12 protein-coding genes and 3 riboswitches are annotated in these 13,755 nt (G+C 72.2%); of the genes, 3 read left to right on the top strand and 9 right to left on the bottom strand.

Going from position 1 to position 13,755, the window contains the following annotated elements; genetic code table 11:
- Positions 1-6: 6 nt before the first annotated feature.
- The 9 genes from OV207_RS10270 to OV207_RS10310 form a co-directional block, all read right to left on the bottom strand.
- Positions 7-1,701 carry an FHA domain-containing protein gene (locus OV207_RS10270; RefSeq protein WP_267554857.1) on the bottom strand — a complete coding sequence of 565 codons (1,695 nt, stop codon included), beginning with the start codon at positions 1,699-1,701 and terminating at the stop codon, positions 7-9.
- A gap of 166 nt (positions 1,702-1,867) precedes the next feature.
- Entirely contained in the window at positions 1,868-2,437 is a 570-nt protein-coding gene (locus tag OV207_RS10275) for a ubiquinol-cytochrome c reductase iron-sulfur subunit (protein ID WP_267554623.1), read from the bottom strand.
- A 71-nt stretch (positions 2,438-2,508) separates the two neighbouring features.
- A complete protein-coding gene (locus OV207_RS10280) occupies positions 2,509-3,285 on the bottom strand; it encodes a cell surface protein (protein ID WP_267554625.1) in 777 nt (258 codons plus the stop codon).
- A 2-nt stretch (positions 3,286-3,287) separates the two neighbouring features.
- On the bottom strand, positions 3,288-4,589 hold the full coding sequence (locus tag OV207_RS10285; protein ID WP_267554627.1) for a hypothetical protein: 1,302 nt from the start codon (positions 4,587-4,589) through the stop codon (positions 3,288-3,290).
- A gap of 173 nt (positions 4,590-4,762) precedes the next feature.
- Positions 4,763-4,926, bottom strand: a riboswitch (cobalamin riboswitch).
- Between the two features lie 19 nt (positions 4,927-4,945).
- Positions 4,946-5,284 carry a hypothetical protein gene (locus OV207_RS10290; protein ID WP_267554629.1) on the bottom strand — a complete coding sequence of 113 codons (339 nt, stop codon included), beginning with the start codon at positions 5,282-5,284 and terminating at the stop codon, positions 4,946-4,948.
- Between the two features lie 148 nt (positions 5,285-5,432).
- Positions 5,433-6,110 (bottom strand): cell surface protein, encoded by a 678-nt coding sequence (locus tag OV207_RS10295; protein WP_267554630.1) that lies wholly within the window; start codon positions 6,108-6,110, stop codon positions 5,433-5,435.
- Positions 6,110-7,588: a hypothetical protein gene (locus OV207_RS10300; protein ID WP_267554632.1), complete on the bottom strand. Its 1,479-nt coding sequence runs from the start codon at positions 7,586-7,588 to the stop codon at positions 6,110-6,112. Before OV207_RS10300 ends, OV207_RS10295 begins: the two co-directional genes overlap by 1 nt.
- A 155-nt stretch (positions 7,589-7,743) precedes the next feature.
- A riboswitch (cobalamin riboswitch) is annotated at positions 7,744-7,970 on the bottom strand.
- Positions 7,971-8,013: 43 nt separating this feature from the next.
- Positions 8,014-9,630, bottom strand: a complete 1,617-nt coding sequence (locus tag OV207_RS10305) for an MXAN_6577-like cysteine-rich protein (RefSeq protein ID WP_267554633.1) — start codon at positions 9,628-9,630, stop codon at positions 8,014-8,016.
- Positions 9,611-11,656: a TonB-dependent receptor plug domain-containing protein gene (locus OV207_RS10310; RefSeq protein WP_267554634.1), complete on the bottom strand. Its 2,046-nt coding sequence runs from the start codon at positions 11,654-11,656 to the stop codon at positions 9,611-9,613. The genes OV207_RS10305 and OV207_RS10310 overlap by 20 nt, the downstream gene beginning before the upstream one ends.
- Positions 11,657-11,713: 57 nt before the next feature.
- Positions 11,714-11,955, bottom strand: a riboswitch (cobalamin riboswitch).
- Between the two features lie 269 nt (positions 11,956-12,224).
- Between OV207_RS10310 and OV207_RS10315 the strand changes: the two genes are divergently transcribed.
- The 3 genes from OV207_RS10315 (at position 12,225) to OV207_RS10325 (ending at position 13,673) form a co-directional block, all read left to right on the top strand.
- Positions 12,225-12,467, top strand: coding sequence for a hypothetical protein (locus OV207_RS10315; protein ID WP_193428140.1), 243 nt, complete (start codon positions 12,225-12,227; stop codon positions 12,465-12,467).
- A 35-nt stretch (positions 12,468-12,502) separates the two neighbouring features.
- A complete protein-coding gene (locus OV207_RS10320; RefSeq protein WP_227027570.1) occupies positions 12,503-12,817 on the top strand; it encodes a helix-hairpin-helix domain-containing protein in 315 nt (104 codons plus the stop codon).
- A gap of 310 nt (positions 12,818-13,127) precedes the next feature.
- Positions 13,128-13,673: a MarR family winged helix-turn-helix transcriptional regulator gene (locus OV207_RS10325; protein WP_267554637.1), complete on the top strand. Its 546-nt coding sequence runs from the start codon at positions 13,128-13,130 to the stop codon at positions 13,671-13,673.
- The last annotated feature ends 82 nt before the right edge of the window (positions 13,674-13,755 follow it).

Raw genomic sequence — 13,755 nt, forward strand, 5'->3', positions numbered from 1 at the left:
GCGGCCTCACCGGATACCAGGGTTGGTCAGCATGCCCATGTCCTCTTCAATCACCTCGAAAACCGCCACCTTGTCCCGGGGGGGCCGCACCACCCGCTCCCCGAGCGGCATCACGTCGAAGCGGGCGCCCGTCGCCGCCAGCAGCTTGCCCGTCATGAGCACCTGACCAGGGCCGGCCGTGGACGCCAGCCAGCCAGCCACGCCCATGCCCTCTCCCACGGCGGTGTACTCCGTGCGGGCGTCCGTGCCGATCATCCCCACCAGCGCCTTGGTGGAGTGCAGCGCGATGCGCAGGTCACAGCGCTCGTCCTGGGGACGCCGTGCCATGCCCCGCTCCCAGTCCGCGCGCAGGGCCAGGGCGGCGCGCACCGCCCTCACCGCGTCGTCGCCCTTGGCATAGGGCACGCCGAAGAGGGCGCGCATGGACTCGCCCATGAAGCCCTCCACGGTCGCCTCGAAGCTGAAGACGATGCCGCTCATGCGCGCGTGGAAGTCGTTGAGCAATTGCGTGGCCCGCGCCGCGCCCAGCCGGCCGGCCACGGCGCCGAAGTCCGCCAGCTCCGCGTGCAGCACGGTGACGTTGCGCTCCTCCAGCCCCGGCAGCTTGCCGCCCACGCGCTGGGCCTCGGCGGCGCGGCGCTCGGCCACCTCCGGCGAGTGGAAGCGCTCCAGGTTGCGCCGCAGCCGGTCCGTGCCGGAGCCGTCGCGCACGGCGAAGCGCTGCACGCCGCTGGCCACCAGGTGGGACACCGCGGTGCAGGTGTCCAGCATCAGCTCCAGGCTGGTGTCCCCCTCGCCGGGCACGTTGACGTAGAGCACGCCCGCGAAGGGGGGCTCGGTGCCAATGGGGATGCACAGCACGCGGTCCACGCCGTACATGATGACGCTCTCGCGTCCGGCGAAGCGGCGGTCATCGCGAACGTCGCCCACCGCGAGCGCGCGGCCCTGGCGGAGGGCCTCCTCCACGATGGCGTCCGACACGGGCACCTCGCCCTTGGCGAGCCGTCCCCGGTGGCGCACGGCGGCGGGCACCAGCGGCCCCGCGGCGTGCTTGAGCAGCACCACCGCGGTCGTCGCGTCGGTGCGCTCCAGGAGCCGGTCCATCGCGGACTCCAGGAACGCCGTCAGCGTGCGCGCGGTGGCCAGCGCCTCCGCGGCCTGCACCAGCAGCACCAGCGTCTCGTAGGAGACGCGCGGGCTGGCCACGGGCGTGGAGGGGGCCACGGGCGAGGCGCCGGAGAACGCGTCGTCGAACGGCAGCGGGCCCACGTTGTCCAGCAGGCGCAGCACGTCCGCATCCTTCACGTTCTTGGCCAGCAGCACCGACGGGCCCACGTCCGTGCCGTGCCCGAAGCGCACGACGCCGCCCGCGCCCAGGTCCATCATCTCCGTGGCGGCGTTCTCCACCCTGTGCGGCTGGCGCACCGCCAGGGTGTTCTCCCCCAGCGCCAACGTGTCGCCCGCGCTCAGGTGCTTGCTGCCCTGGAGGGGCGCGCCGTTCACCCGGCTGCCGTTGCGGCTGCCCAGGTCCTCGATCCGCAGCGCGTCGCCTTCGACATAGAGGCGCGCGTGTCGGCGCGACACCAGGTCACCGCCCAGCACGATATCGTTCTCGTCCGCTCGGCCGAGGCTGGTGACGCCCTCGGGCAGATCGTACGACGTGTCGAAGTAGCCGGGCCCGTTGATGATGATCTGCCACATCGGGGGCATGACATTACACGACCTCCCAATCTTCCGAGAGTCCGAGACGCATTCCTGTGACAGGCCGGGCGGCCGGCCGCCGTTCCGGGGGCCTCTCGCGTCGCGTCATGCCCCCAAAGCCCCCGAGTCGGCCGGACCCGGGGTCCGGCTTCACCTGGGAGGTGCCTCACCGGGGCCGGAGGAGGAAGAGCGAATCACCCACGCGCAGGGTGCGGAACGCGGCGAGCGGTCGGGAGGCCGGGCCCCGCACGACCTGACCGTCCAGGCCGAAGCGGGAGCCATGGCAGGGGCACTCCACCACGCCCAGGGCGCCGTCCCAGTCCACCGCGCAGTCGCCATGCGTGCAGGTGCGCCACACGGCCCGGTAGCAGCCGTCCGCCGAGTGCACCACCACCACGTCCAGGAGCGCGGAAGGGACCCGGACGTGGCCATGACCGCCCGGCTCCCGCAGGGCCGGGTGCTCGGAGAGGGGGACTTCCACCCAGCCCTCGCCGGGCGTGCCGGGAGGCCCCGCGTCGCCGCAGACCGCCGGGGACGCCCCCGCGTCGGGAGCCGTTTCCGGGTCGGGGCCGGGCAGCACCACCGCGTCGCGCCAGTCCGTCCCGCACCCCAGCGCGGCCAGGGCACAGGTGCCACGCAGCAGCGTCCGGAGCGCGGCGCGGCGGTCCACCCCAGCCACTTCCGTCAGCTCCGGAGCCAAGTGGTGGTCCACCCCACCCGCCTCCGGAGTCTTCATCGCCAGTGCCACACGGTGGTCCACCCCACCCGCCTCCGGGGCCTCCGGAGGTGCGCGGGGTGGACCCGCGCTCACGGCAGGCCCCCGTCGGGGAGCTGGCCGTTCACCACGGCGACGGCGTCCAGGTCGAAGCCCCCGGAAGTACCGCCGTAGCTGTTGAGCCCCGTGTCGGTGAGCCGCACGAAGCGCGCGCGGGAGAGGCCCACGTCCGCCAGGTCGAAGCCGTCCCCGCCCGCCACCGTCGGGTCGGTGGGGGAGATGCCGTTGTCCGGGGCGGAGTGCACCGGGTGCGTGCCGGCGCAGCCCGGAAAGCCCCCATCCTTGTCGGACGGGTCGCAGGCGAAGTCGTACCAGGTGGCGCCGTCGTCGCTGACGGACACGCGGGCCGTCTCCGCGAAGATGTCGCCGCCGTACTTCTGGAACGCGTTCTCGAAGACGAGCAGGTCCACGCCCGGCCCGTCCACCGCGAGCAGGTCGGTGAACTCCAGGGTGATGAAGCCACCCCGTCCCAGCGACAGCACGTCGAGCGAACCCGTGTTCTGCCCCGCGCCCACCGGAGGCCCGAGCACGACGTCCGGGAAGCGGTCCTGCCCGAAGCCGGCCTGGTCGCCGAACTCGTACGCCGTCACCCGGTCCGCGAACGGATCCACCGGACGCACACCCGCGTCGACGCCGGCATCGTCCGTGCCGGCATCGACCTGCGTGCCGGCATCGTCCGGCCCCGCGTCGGAGCCGGTGCCGGCATCGACGGAGGCACCCGCGTCCTCCTGGGGCAAGGGCAGGTTCTCACCGTCGCCCGCGCAAGCGCACAGGGCGAGCAGCGCGCTGAGCGCGAGCAGCGAGCGCATGCTCACGGCCCCTGCCGGATGCGCACGAGGCGGCGGCCGTTGACGTCCGTCACGCCCACGAGCAGGTCGGAGCCCAGCGACGCCAGCAGGTCCACGGACGTGCACGCGTCGGAGGCCGTCAGGACGGGCTCCCGGGCGCCCACGCTCGGGGGCTGTCCGCCGCCCAGGCCGGGCGTGAGCGGGAAGCGCGACACGTCGCTGACGACGAAGGTGAAGCTCGCGTCGAAGGCGCCACGCACCACCGCCACGCCAGCGCCAAAGCCCGTGACGTTGTTGAAGTTGCTATCCACGTCGACTTCGGGCTCGTCCGTGAGCACTACCGGCGTGCGCGAGGACACCGCCGTCGCCAGCTTGGCGGCCGCCACGGCGTGGGCCACGTTCACGTACGTCTGCGGCACCGAGTAGCCGAACACCGCGATGCCGTTGTCCGCGATGGCGGAGAAGCCGCTGCCGCCCACCTGCGCCGGGAAGCTCACCGCCTTCACCGCGCTGAAGGGCTTGGTGGAGGTCACCAGCGCGTAGACGCCCAGGCCGTCCGACACGGTGTCCAGGCCGCCGCCGTTGATGAAGAACGTGTCGGTGGTGCCCGCGGCCGTGAAGTTGGACGGCGCGCTGACGTAGGTCGTCGCGTCGCGCGCGACCGGGTCGAGCACCGCGACCTTCCCCGAGCCATCCGACTTCGTGTAGCCGGCGAGCAGCCGCGTGCCGTCGTAGGCCAGGGTGTAGGACGGGAAGGTGCTCGTACCGGCGGCGCGGTCCTCGGGAGCCAGCACGGTGTCGAGCGCCGCCTCGCCCAGCTTCACGTCCGGCCAGGTGCCCAGCGCGAAGAAGTCACGGCCCGTGGCCGTCGTGCGCAGCGCGAAGAGCGAATAGGCGGGGCCGGGCGTGGACACCACCGCGACCACCTCCGTGGACAGGGGCGCCGCTTCCGCGACGCTGAAGCCCGGCTGGAGCTGGAGCGTGCCCAGCTTCTCGTCCCGGGGCACGGTGTCGCACAGCCCGCCGGTGCCGCCATCCGTGCCGCCGTCGGTGCCGGTGCCCGCGTCCGTCTGCGTGCCCGCGTCGGTGCCCGCGTCCGTCTGCGTGCCCGCGTCGGTGCCCGCGTCGTCACCGCCGGTGTTGGAGTCGACCTGGGTGCACTTCTCCTCCACGCAGGCCCAGCTCTGTCCCTGGGGGGGCGTGCCCTTTTCGCGGCAGTCGAAGGCGTCCACGCACTCCGAACCGCAGCCCGTCCCGCCCAGCACCACCGCCAGCAGGCCGCCCATCAGCGCCGCGCGCTGGCCCTTCGTTCCCATCCGCTTCATGTCGCTCCGCATCGCGTCCTCGTTCCCCTCCGCCCGGAGGCGGAAGAATTCCTGACGGGAGGCGGCACGGGCGAAAGGCAACCGGAGCTCCCGCGTGCAACGCACCAGGAGGACCTGCCTACGCCGTCAGCTCCCCTCGGAGGTTCCGGTCTGTCTTCCGGGCCCTCCGTGAAGAGGGACACCGGCTCATCGCCAGGTCTTCGGACTCGCGGGAACGGGGCTTCGGATGCGGGCGCCATTCCTGCTCACCGCTGCGGGGCAGTCCCGGACTCACACCGGGTTCCCTGGAAGCCTGCACACCCCATGGTGGGAAGGCATCGATGACGGGGCGGGACTACGGCGACCCCGGTGCAATGTCAATGCGGCGTGGGTTCGGGCTGCTTGCAGCGCATCAGGACGTAGCGCCGCGTGCTGCCGTCCACGACGACGGTGGACACCACCTGCCAGCCCTCCTCCCCCAGGCGCTGGAGCTCAACGAGGTCCTCCTCCGGGCCCTGGCGGGTCACGAAGGTGTACTCGTACGCCGGAGGCGGCGTGGGCGCGGCGGGCGGCGTGGGCGCGGCGACGGGCGCGGCCTTCGTGGACGTGCGCGCGCGCGTCGTCTGGGCTCGGGCGACGGTGGGGAAGAGGGAGACGGCGGACACACCGGGGAGGACGCCCACCAACACGAGGAGCGAAGCGAGACGACGGTTCATGGATGCGGACTCCGGGGGAGGATCCCAGGCATGTAGTCCCGAGCCCTCCTGGCCGGAAGCCTCACCGGGGCGCGGGAGCTCCCACGGGGCCACGAGGCTCCCCGGACCGTCCGCTGGAGGACGGCCCGGGGCCCGCGCGAGCCACGCGCTACGGCAGTTGCACGCCGTTCACCACCGCGACGGCATCCAGGTCGAAGCCGCCGCTGGTGCCCGCGTACCCGTTGGCGCCGGAGTCGCGGATGCGCACGAAGCGCGCGCGGGTGAGGCCCACGGCGGCCAGGTCGAAGCCGTCCCCGCCCGCCACGGCCGGGTCGGTGGGGGAGATGCCGTTGCCGGGGCTGGAGTACACGGGCGTGACGCCCGCGCAGCCGGGGAAGTTGCCTGCGGCGTTTCCGGACGCGCACGGGAACTCGAACCAGGTGACGCCGTCGTCGCTGACGGCCACCACGCCCGTCTCCGCGAACGGCCGGCCACTGGGCCGCAGGAACGGGTTTTCGAAGACGAGCAGGTCCACGCCCGGCCCGTCCGTCACCGCGATGTCGGTGAACTCCAGGACGATGACGCCGTTCTGTCCCAGCGACAGCACGTCCAGCGAACCCGAACCCGCGCCCGAGCCCTGTGGAGCGCCCAGCACGATGTTCGGCAGCTGGCCCTGCCCGAACCCGGCGGCGGCGCCAGGTGCGAAGGAGACGATGTGGTCGGCGAAGGGATCCCCCACCAACGTCTGCTCCAGGGTGGGCTCCATCGCTTCATCTCCACCGCACGCCACGGACAGGAGCACGGCGAAGCCCAGGGTGCACGACTTCGAAAGCAGGGAGCGCATCATCACTGCACCTGCTGGATGCGGACCAGACGCGGCCCGTTCTTGTCGTCCAGGCTGACGAGCAGGTCCGCACCGATGGCGGTCATCCCCGTCACGCGCGTGCACTGGTTCACGTAGGTGAGGACCGGCTGGCGCGAGCCGACGGTGACAGCGCCCCCCTCGTTCGTCACCGTGAAGGCGAAGCGCGACACGTCGGTGCCAGCGAAGTTGTAGTTGGGCGGAACGTAGTCGCCGCGAAGCACCGCCACGCCCGTGCCCTGGCCCGCGGCGGCGACGAAGTTGGAGCCCACGTCGAGCGCGGGCTCATCCGCCACGATGAACGGCGAGCCCGTCCGGAGGGCCGCGTCGATCTTCGCCGGAGCCACCGCGTGGCCCACGTTGGTGAAGGTGTCGTCGGAGAAGTAGCCGAGCATCGCGACGCCGTTGGTGGCCACGGCGGTGAAGCCGCTGCCGCCCGTAATCGAGGGGAGCGTGCCGACCTTCAGCGACGTGAACGGGGTGGTGTCCGTCCGCAGCGCGTAGATGGCCAGCCCCGCCGACACCGTGTCGAGCCCGCCGCCGTTGATGAGGAACGCACCCGGCACGACGCCCGCCGTGAAGTTGCTCGGCGCGGGGACGTAGGTGGAGGAAGCCGGCGTGACGCTGTCGTAGACCGCCAGCGAGCCCGGATAGCCCGTGCCGGACTTCGTGTAGCCGGTGAGCACGCGCTGACCATCCGACTCCACGAAGCCGTTGAGGAAGAGCATGGCGGAGGGGGCGCGGTCGCCGGGAGCGGCCACGTCGTAGAGCGGGGCCGTGCCCAGCGACACCTGGGGCCACGTGCCCAGCGAGTACAGCGCGTGCGGGCCGGAGGAGCCACCCGACACCACCGTGAAGAGCGAATACGCAGGCCCCGGCGTGACACCCACCGGACCCGCCGCGGCCGGCAGCGCGGCCGACTCACCGGCCACGAACTCCGCCGCGAGATGGAGCGTGCCCAGCTTCGGGTCATACGTGGCGCTCAGGCAGGGGTCGACAGGGCCCGCGTCGGGCTCCGTGCCGGCATCCGTCCCCGCGTCGGGCTCCGTGCCGGCATCCGTCTCCGTGCCTGCATCGGTTCCCGCGTCCACCGTCGTGCCCGCGTCCGTCTGCGTGCCAGCGTCGGTGCCCGCGTCCGTCTGCGTGCCGGCGTCGGTGCCCGCATCCGTCTGCGTGCCGGCGTCGGTGCTGGTGCCCGCGTCGGTTCCCGCATCCACCGTCGTGCCCGCGTCCGTCTGCGTGCCCGCGTCGCCCCCCGTGCCCGCGTCAGGGACCGGGATGGGCGTCAGCTCACAGCGCTGCTCGACACACGCGTAGCGCTGGCCCTCGGGAGGGGCGCCCTGGTCCCGACAGTCGAAGTCATCGGCGCACTCATCGCCGCACCCCGTGCCAGTCAACGCCATCGCGAAGGTCGTCAGCACCAGCGCGAGCTTCCGCCCCGAAATCATCCGCTCTGTCTTCATCCGCGACTGCTCCCTTGCATCGCCCCCACGGGCGAGGTGATTCCAAGGGAGGGCGGACGGAGGGCGGACCGCGAACGGAGGACACGTCAGACACGACACGCCGCGCGAGCGGAAGACCCCCGTCACCTCCCCTCGGAGGCTCCGGTGTGGCCATGCCCGGAGGCATGGGTCGTGGCAGGTCTTCGGACTCGCAGGCGCGGGAGGGTCCTCATCGGATCCACCCCTCTACTGACCGTCGCTTCCCAACCCCCTCAGGGGGCCAGTGCTTGCGGGGACGGCGTTCGTTCCTGCTTACCGCTGCGGGGCAGTCCCGGATTCACACCGGGTTCCCTTTAAACCCCTCATCTGCGTGATGAGGAGTACCGACGACGCGCGGTGACGTATGGCGGAAGGCAAGGCTTGTCAATACAAGCGCGGGCAACGCCTCACGGCACCGCGACGATGTCGATGGCATTGGACACCACGCGCCGTGGGTCCACCGGACACGCATCCAGCGCCGCGCCCTTCGCCTCCGGTGTGGAGTTGCCGCGCCGCTCCACGAACTTCCCGTCGCGCACCTCCACCACGAACACGCGGCCCGCGTTCACGTCCGTCACGTACACGGCGTTGCCCACCACCGCGAGCCGTCCGCCCACCGCGAGGTCGCAGCCCTGCTCCGGCCCGCCCGCGCAGCCCGGAGACAGCGCGTAGGACGCCACTGGCCGGTCGTCCTTCACCAGCACCAGCCCCGTGGCGCGCACGTCCTTCGCTTGATAGCCGCCCGCGGTGTCGAACCGCGCCTCGCCCAGGCAGCTCACCACCAGGTGCTCGCCCACCGCCTGCACGTCGCCCGCGTTGAGACAGTCCTGGGCCCCCAGGTCGATGGCGCGCACGCCCCCATCCGCCGGGTCGATGCGCGCGAGCATCCCGGGGCCGTTGGGCAGGTAGTCGTTCGCGGGGTTCAGGTTGGTGAGCGCGACATAGACGCCCGCGTCCGTGGACACCGCCGCGTACGGCAGCGCCATCGTCGTGCCGCCGTCGAAGGACTTGAGGTCCAGGCCGGTGAGCGGAATGGAGTCCACGAGCCGGGGACGCTCCGGGTCGCTCACGTTGACGCGCGCCACGGCGTTGCCCTGCCGGAAGTCGGAGCCGGCGGTGCCGAACAGCGGGATGTAGAACGTGTCACCGCGCTTCGCGATGACCTGCGGGCTGGTGTTCGCGCCCAGGTTCACCTGCCCCACCGTGCGCAATCCCAGTCCACCGCCCTGCGCGGGCCCATCCCGCTTGAGCACCTGGAGCGTGTTGTTCACGGAGTCGAGGACATACACATACGGAGGGTCCACGAGGATGTCATTGGGCGACGAAGCCACCGCGCCCAGCGAGTCCTCCTCCACCACGGCCCCCAGCGCGCCCGCCAGCGCCTGCGACAGCACCGAGCGCGCCGCGTCCGCCGCCAGCACCACGCCGTCCCACGCCGCCAGCGACTGCACGCCCGAGCCGAACTGCCGCCGGGGCCCCATCCGGTCCGTGCCCGCCTGGATGCCGACGAGCTGCCCGTTGGTGTAGCAGGCCGCCACCACGTCATACATGCACCGGCCCGCGTGGCAGGACTGCACGTCCGGACACACCGTGCCGCAGGCGCCGCAGTTCAGCGGGTCGCTCGCGAGCACGGCGCAGCCGCCATTGCACCGCTCGGAACCCGGGGGACAGGCCTCCGCGCAGGCGCCCGCGCTGCACACCTGATCCGCGGGGCACGCGTTGCCGCAGGCGCCGCAGTTGCGCGCATCGGACGACAGGTCGAGGCACGCCTCGCCGCAGGCCGGTGCGCCGGTGCGGCATTCACACGCGCCCGCCTGACACGTCTCCCCTTCCCCGCACCGGACGCCACAGCCGCCGCAGTTGAAGGGGTCGCCTTGCAGGTCCGCGCACTCGGAGCCGCAGACGTCGAGTCCGGACGTGCACAGGACCTTCTCCTCCGGACAGCCGGTGAGGACCGAAGCGACCAGGGCGGACACCAGCAGCGTGAGCCACCGCGACCGCGCATCAGGGAGGGGACGCGACATGGGAGTCCTCGGAGGAAGCGGAGCGCAGGGGTTCGAGCGCCACGGAGAAGGTCACGTAGGCGGCGCGGCCGGGCAGCGGCATGCCGGTGAAGTCGGCGGTTCGCGCGTCCAGCAGGTTCTTGAGGTCGAACGACACGGTGAGGTCCGGCCGGCGCAGGAAGGTGCTGGACGCGCCCACGCTCACCCAGGTGCGCGACGGCAGGGACAGGCGCGCTTCGCCCACGCGGTTGATGAGCTGCGCGGATTGGACCAGGACCTCGGTGCGGGCGTTGAGCCAGTCCGGCCCCGCGCGCACGCGCCCCACCCACTTGTGGCGCGGTCGGTAGGGCAGCTCCTTGCCGAAGTAGCGGGGGTCGCCGTAGCGGTTCTGCGTGCGGGTCCACGCGTAGCTTGTGGTGGCGGTGAGCCACGCGCGCGGACGGGCCTCCACCTCCACCTCCGCGCCCCACACGCGCGCGGCGGCGAAGTTGTAGGGCTTCGCGAGCATCGGAGGATACATCTCGTAGGCGATGAGGTTCTCGTACACCGCCGCGAAGCCGCCCGCGGTGACGCTCCACGCGGCGTCGCGCCACAGGCCCGCGGCATCCACGGACAGGGCGCGCTCGGGCTTGAGGTCCGGGTTGGGAAGCAGCAGCCCCTGCCGGATGTACAGCTCCAGGAACGAAGGCGCGCGGTGGGACTGGCCCGCGTTGGCGCGCACGCCGAAGCCACGGCCCAGGTCCACGCTCGCGCCCAGCTTGGGCGACAGCAGCGAGTAGTCCCCCACGCGCTCCACACGCAGCGACGGCACCAGCGTCACGCGCTCGGAGAGCAGGGACAGCTCGTCCATGACCATGACGCTCGCGCGCCACCACGACGCGGACTGCGCGCCCGTCGCCTGCGTGACGGCCTCGGAGGAGGTGGCCAGCGTGACAGCGAGCGCGTGGCGACCGCCCACCACCGCGCGCCCCTCCACCTCCACGCCGCCCACGGTGTAGCGCTGCGCGCCCGCATCCACGCCCGTCGTCCCGCCGAGGACGTCCACCCAGTCGCACCGGAAGAAGCCGCGAGCGCTGGCCTCGCCCGTGTCCCCGAAGGGCCGGCCCCAGCGACCGCCCAGCGACAACCGGGTCTGGTCCTGACGGCGGGAGAGCTGCGGGTTCTGCACCGTGCCCGCGAGCGCCCGGTCCTCCAGGGACAGCTGTGCGAGCAGGTCCACGCGCCCGCCGCCGTCCAGGCCGCGCTGATACTTCACGAGCGCGCCACCGCCGCGCGCGTCGTTGCGGGTGCGCACCTCCTCCATGAGCGGGTTGTCATCCAGCGCGGGCAGCTCATCGACGCGGAAGCGGAAGTCCCCCTGCGAGCGCCCGCCGTGCACCAGCACCAGCGCCCGTCCGTCGAGCAGCGCGCCCGACGCGGCGACGTGGCCCGTCACGGTGTCGAAGCTGCCGTAGGTGACCTCGCCGCTGGACACCAGGCGCGAGGACGGAGCGCGGGTGACGATGTTGACCGCGCCGCCCAGGCCGCCCGCGCCGTAGCGGGCCCCCGCCGCGCCGCGAAGGATCTCCAGCCGCTCCACCAGCGCGACGGGGACGAGCGACAGGTCCGCGATGCCGCCCGCGCCGTTGAGCGGAATCCCATCCAGGAACACGAGCACCCCATTGGCGGACGCGCCGCGCACCACGAGGCTCTTGCTCTGCCCATACCCGCCGGAGTCCTGCACGACGAGGCTCGCGGATCCGCCCAGCAGCTCCGCGGTGTCACGCGCTTGCCCCGCGCGCTCGCGCGCATCGATGACGGTGATGGCGCCGGTGGGGTCCCGCCGCTGCACGGAGTCCGGGGGCGCTTCGGGGATCGCCTTGCCGATGACGTCCACGGTGGGGAGGACGAACTCAGGCAGGTCCGGCTCGGCGTCGGTGGAAGTCGGAGCGGGGTCAGCGACCGGGCGCACGGGCTCGGGCGCAGGAGGTTCCTGCCCGGCGTGAGCGAGTCCCTGGAAGCTGAGCACCAGACCCAACGAGGCCCGGGCGAGAAGCGAGCGCAACATGCTCCGCCTTCCGCTCCCTCCATCGAAGAGAGAAGGCCTCGCGGAGTGTCCGTTCGGGACACGGCCGCACCCCTGGGCAGGTCTCCTGGCTGACGGACTCCAGACCTGGGCGCACACCGCGCCCTTCTGGAAGGAACCCTCCACCTTCCCTCCGCGTCCGGTGACGCGAAAGTGGTGACAGCCGAGGCTTCCGGCCCTGGACCTCAGGGCGACCCGTACACAGTGGCGGGACCGCGCCGGACTCGCACCGGCTTCCCTCTTGAAAGCCCGACATGGGCACCCAAGGGCCCGGCCGTTCTAGGAGGTCACCCCTGGCGCGTCAAGGCGCGCTGCCCCCGCCATCCGACCCGGCAGGTCTCTCACCCGACAAGAGCACCGCTGGAGCATCCACGCCCATCCTTCCGCGTGGACGCCGCGTGCGGTCCCGCACGGTGCGCGGCGTGCGCCCTCCGAGGAGCAAGCCGCTGGCACGCGGACTGCTCATGCCCCGACGCGACCTCAGGCGGTCGAAGCCAGCGAGGGACCCGGGCCGTGGTGGCGCGGGCGTGAAGGGGAAGGGTTGAAGAAGATGCTGACGGCGGGGAAGCGGTTGGCGGTGTTCTCCATCCGCGAGGGCAAGGGCGGGAGCATCTGGGTGCGCGCCGGCAGCGCGTTCGTGAACAAGGACGGTTCGCTCAACGTGCTGTTGGACGTGCTGCCCCTGGACGGGAAGCTGCACGTGCGCGAGGCGGCGGAGAAGCGCGACACGGCGGCGGCGGGGCGCTTCGCGGGCGAGTCGGGGCTGGAGGCGGGCGTGGGGGGCCACTCGTGAAGTGGGCCTGGGCGTGGGTGTTGGGCTGCGTGCTGATGGGGCCGGGGCTGTCCGAAGCCGCCAGCTCCCGCACGCAATACGTGGGGGTGGTGAACCTGAACGAGGCCACGGCGGCGGAGTTGGACCTGCTGCCGGGCGTGGGAGAGAAGGCGGCGCAGCGCATCCTCGAGCACCGCAAGAAGCGGCCCTTCGGGCGCGTCGAGGAGCTGGTGCGGGTCAAGGGCTTCGGCAAGAAGAAGTTCCTCAAGCTGCGCGCGCACCTGGCGCTCAGCGGCCCCACGACGCTCAAGGTGGAGAAGGTCCCCGTCCCCCCGTCGCCGGGAAGGGAGGGACCCGCCACGAACCCATGACAAACACAACCCTCGGTTGATTCAGGCTCGGTAGGGGCCGCCCCTCCCAGGCACCGGCATGCCTGGGGGTGGCGGCCCCTGTTTCATGGCCCTGCCCACCCTGGAATCACCCGGAAAACCCCGGGATGACACACCCGGACGGCCCGGACGGTCTGCCCACACCACCGCCGCCAGCCCTGCTGTCCAGGCGAGCGGCCCGTCTTGCGCCGGGCAGTGCTTCCGGATTTTGGTGGAACTGGCAGGCCGACGCGCTAGGACACGCGGACATGTTGGAAAGACAGGGAGGCAGTAGGTGAAGGAGGACGCATCCATGAAGGACGCACAAGCCCCGGAGTCAGCAGGTCCGGATGGCGGCAGGTCCCGGGTGCCACAACTCGGCGAGGTGCTGGAGTTCATGCGCCTGCTGTGGGCGGTGGATCACGGCCTCCAGTCCACCTCCAAGCGGATGGAGTCCACGCTGGGCCTCACGGGCCCACAGCGGCTCGTCATCCGGCTGGTCGGACGCTTCCCGGGCATCACCGCCGGCACGCTCGCGCAGATCCTCCACGTCCACCCCAGCACCCTCACCGGGGTGCTCAAGCGGCTGGAGAAGCGCGGTCTGCTGGAGCGCAAGTCGGATCCGCTCGACGGCCGCAAGGCCCTCTTCGCGCTCACCGACGCCGGCCGGTCCCTGGACGTGCCCTCCGAAGGCACCGTGGAGTCCGCGGTGCAGCGCGTGCTCGCGCGCATGCCGCGCGACCGCATCGTCTTCACCCAGGAAGTGCTCACCGCGCTCGCCGAGGAATTGGGGGGCATCCCCATGGCCGAGGGCGGAATCCCCACGATTCCCAACGGCAACCCCACCGCCGAGGGCTGAAGCTCCCCTGCCCTCCTGTCGTCCCAACGGGACGGGGAGGGCCGGGGTCGTGTCCCGCGTTGCCTCCCGGACCCTGTCCTCC

It is taken from the genome of Corallococcus sp. BB11-1 (genome assembly GCF_026626625.1).
GTDB classification, from domain to species: Bacteria; Myxococcota; Myxococcia; order Myxococcales; family Myxococcaceae; genus Corallococcus; species Corallococcus soli.

Coding starts and splice junctions, on each gene's coding strand:
- OV207_RS10270 (WP_267554857.1), bottom strand. CDS start 1,701: ATGTGGCAGATCATCATCAACGGGCCCGGCTACTTCGACACGTCGTAC.
- OV207_RS10275 (WP_267554623.1), bottom strand. CDS start 2,437: ATGAAGACTCCGGAGGCGGGTGGGGTGGACCACCACTTGGCTCCGGAG.
- OV207_RS10280 (WP_267554625.1), bottom strand. CDS start 3,285: ATGCGCTCGCTGCTCGCGCTCAGCGCGCTGCTCGCCCTGTGCGCTTGC.
- OV207_RS10285 (WP_267554627.1), bottom strand. CDS start 4,589: ATGAAGCGGATGGGAACGAAGGGCCAGCGCGCGGCGCTGATGGGCGGC.
- OV207_RS10290 (WP_267554629.1), bottom strand. CDS start 5,284: ATGAACCGTCGTCTCGCTTCGCTCCTCGTGTTGGTGGGCGTCCTCCCC.
- OV207_RS10295 (WP_267554630.1), bottom strand. CDS start 6,110: ATGATGCGCTCCCTGCTTTCGAAGTCGTGCACCCTGGGCTTCGCCGTG.
- OV207_RS10300 (WP_267554632.1), bottom strand. CDS start 7,588: ATGAAGACAGAGCGGATGATTTCGGGGCGGAAGCTCGCGCTGGTGCTG.
- OV207_RS10305 (WP_267554633.1), bottom strand. CDS start 9,630: ATGTCGCGTCCCCTCCCTGATGCGCGGTCGCGGTGGCTCACGCTGCTG.
- OV207_RS10310 (WP_267554634.1), bottom strand. CDS start 11,656: ATGTTGCGCTCGCTTCTCGCCCGGGCCTCGTTGGGTCTGGTGCTCAGC.
- OV207_RS10315 (WP_193428140.1), top strand. CDS start 12,225: ATGCTGACGGCGGGGAAGCGGTTGGCGGTGTTCTCCATCCGCGAGGGC.
- OV207_RS10320 (WP_227027570.1), top strand. CDS start 12,503: ATGGGGCCGGGGCTGTCCGAAGCCGCCAGCTCCCGCACGCAATACGTG.
- OV207_RS10325 (WP_267554637.1), top strand. CDS start 13,128: ATGAAGGACGCACAAGCCCCGGAGTCAGCAGGTCCGGATGGCGGCAGG.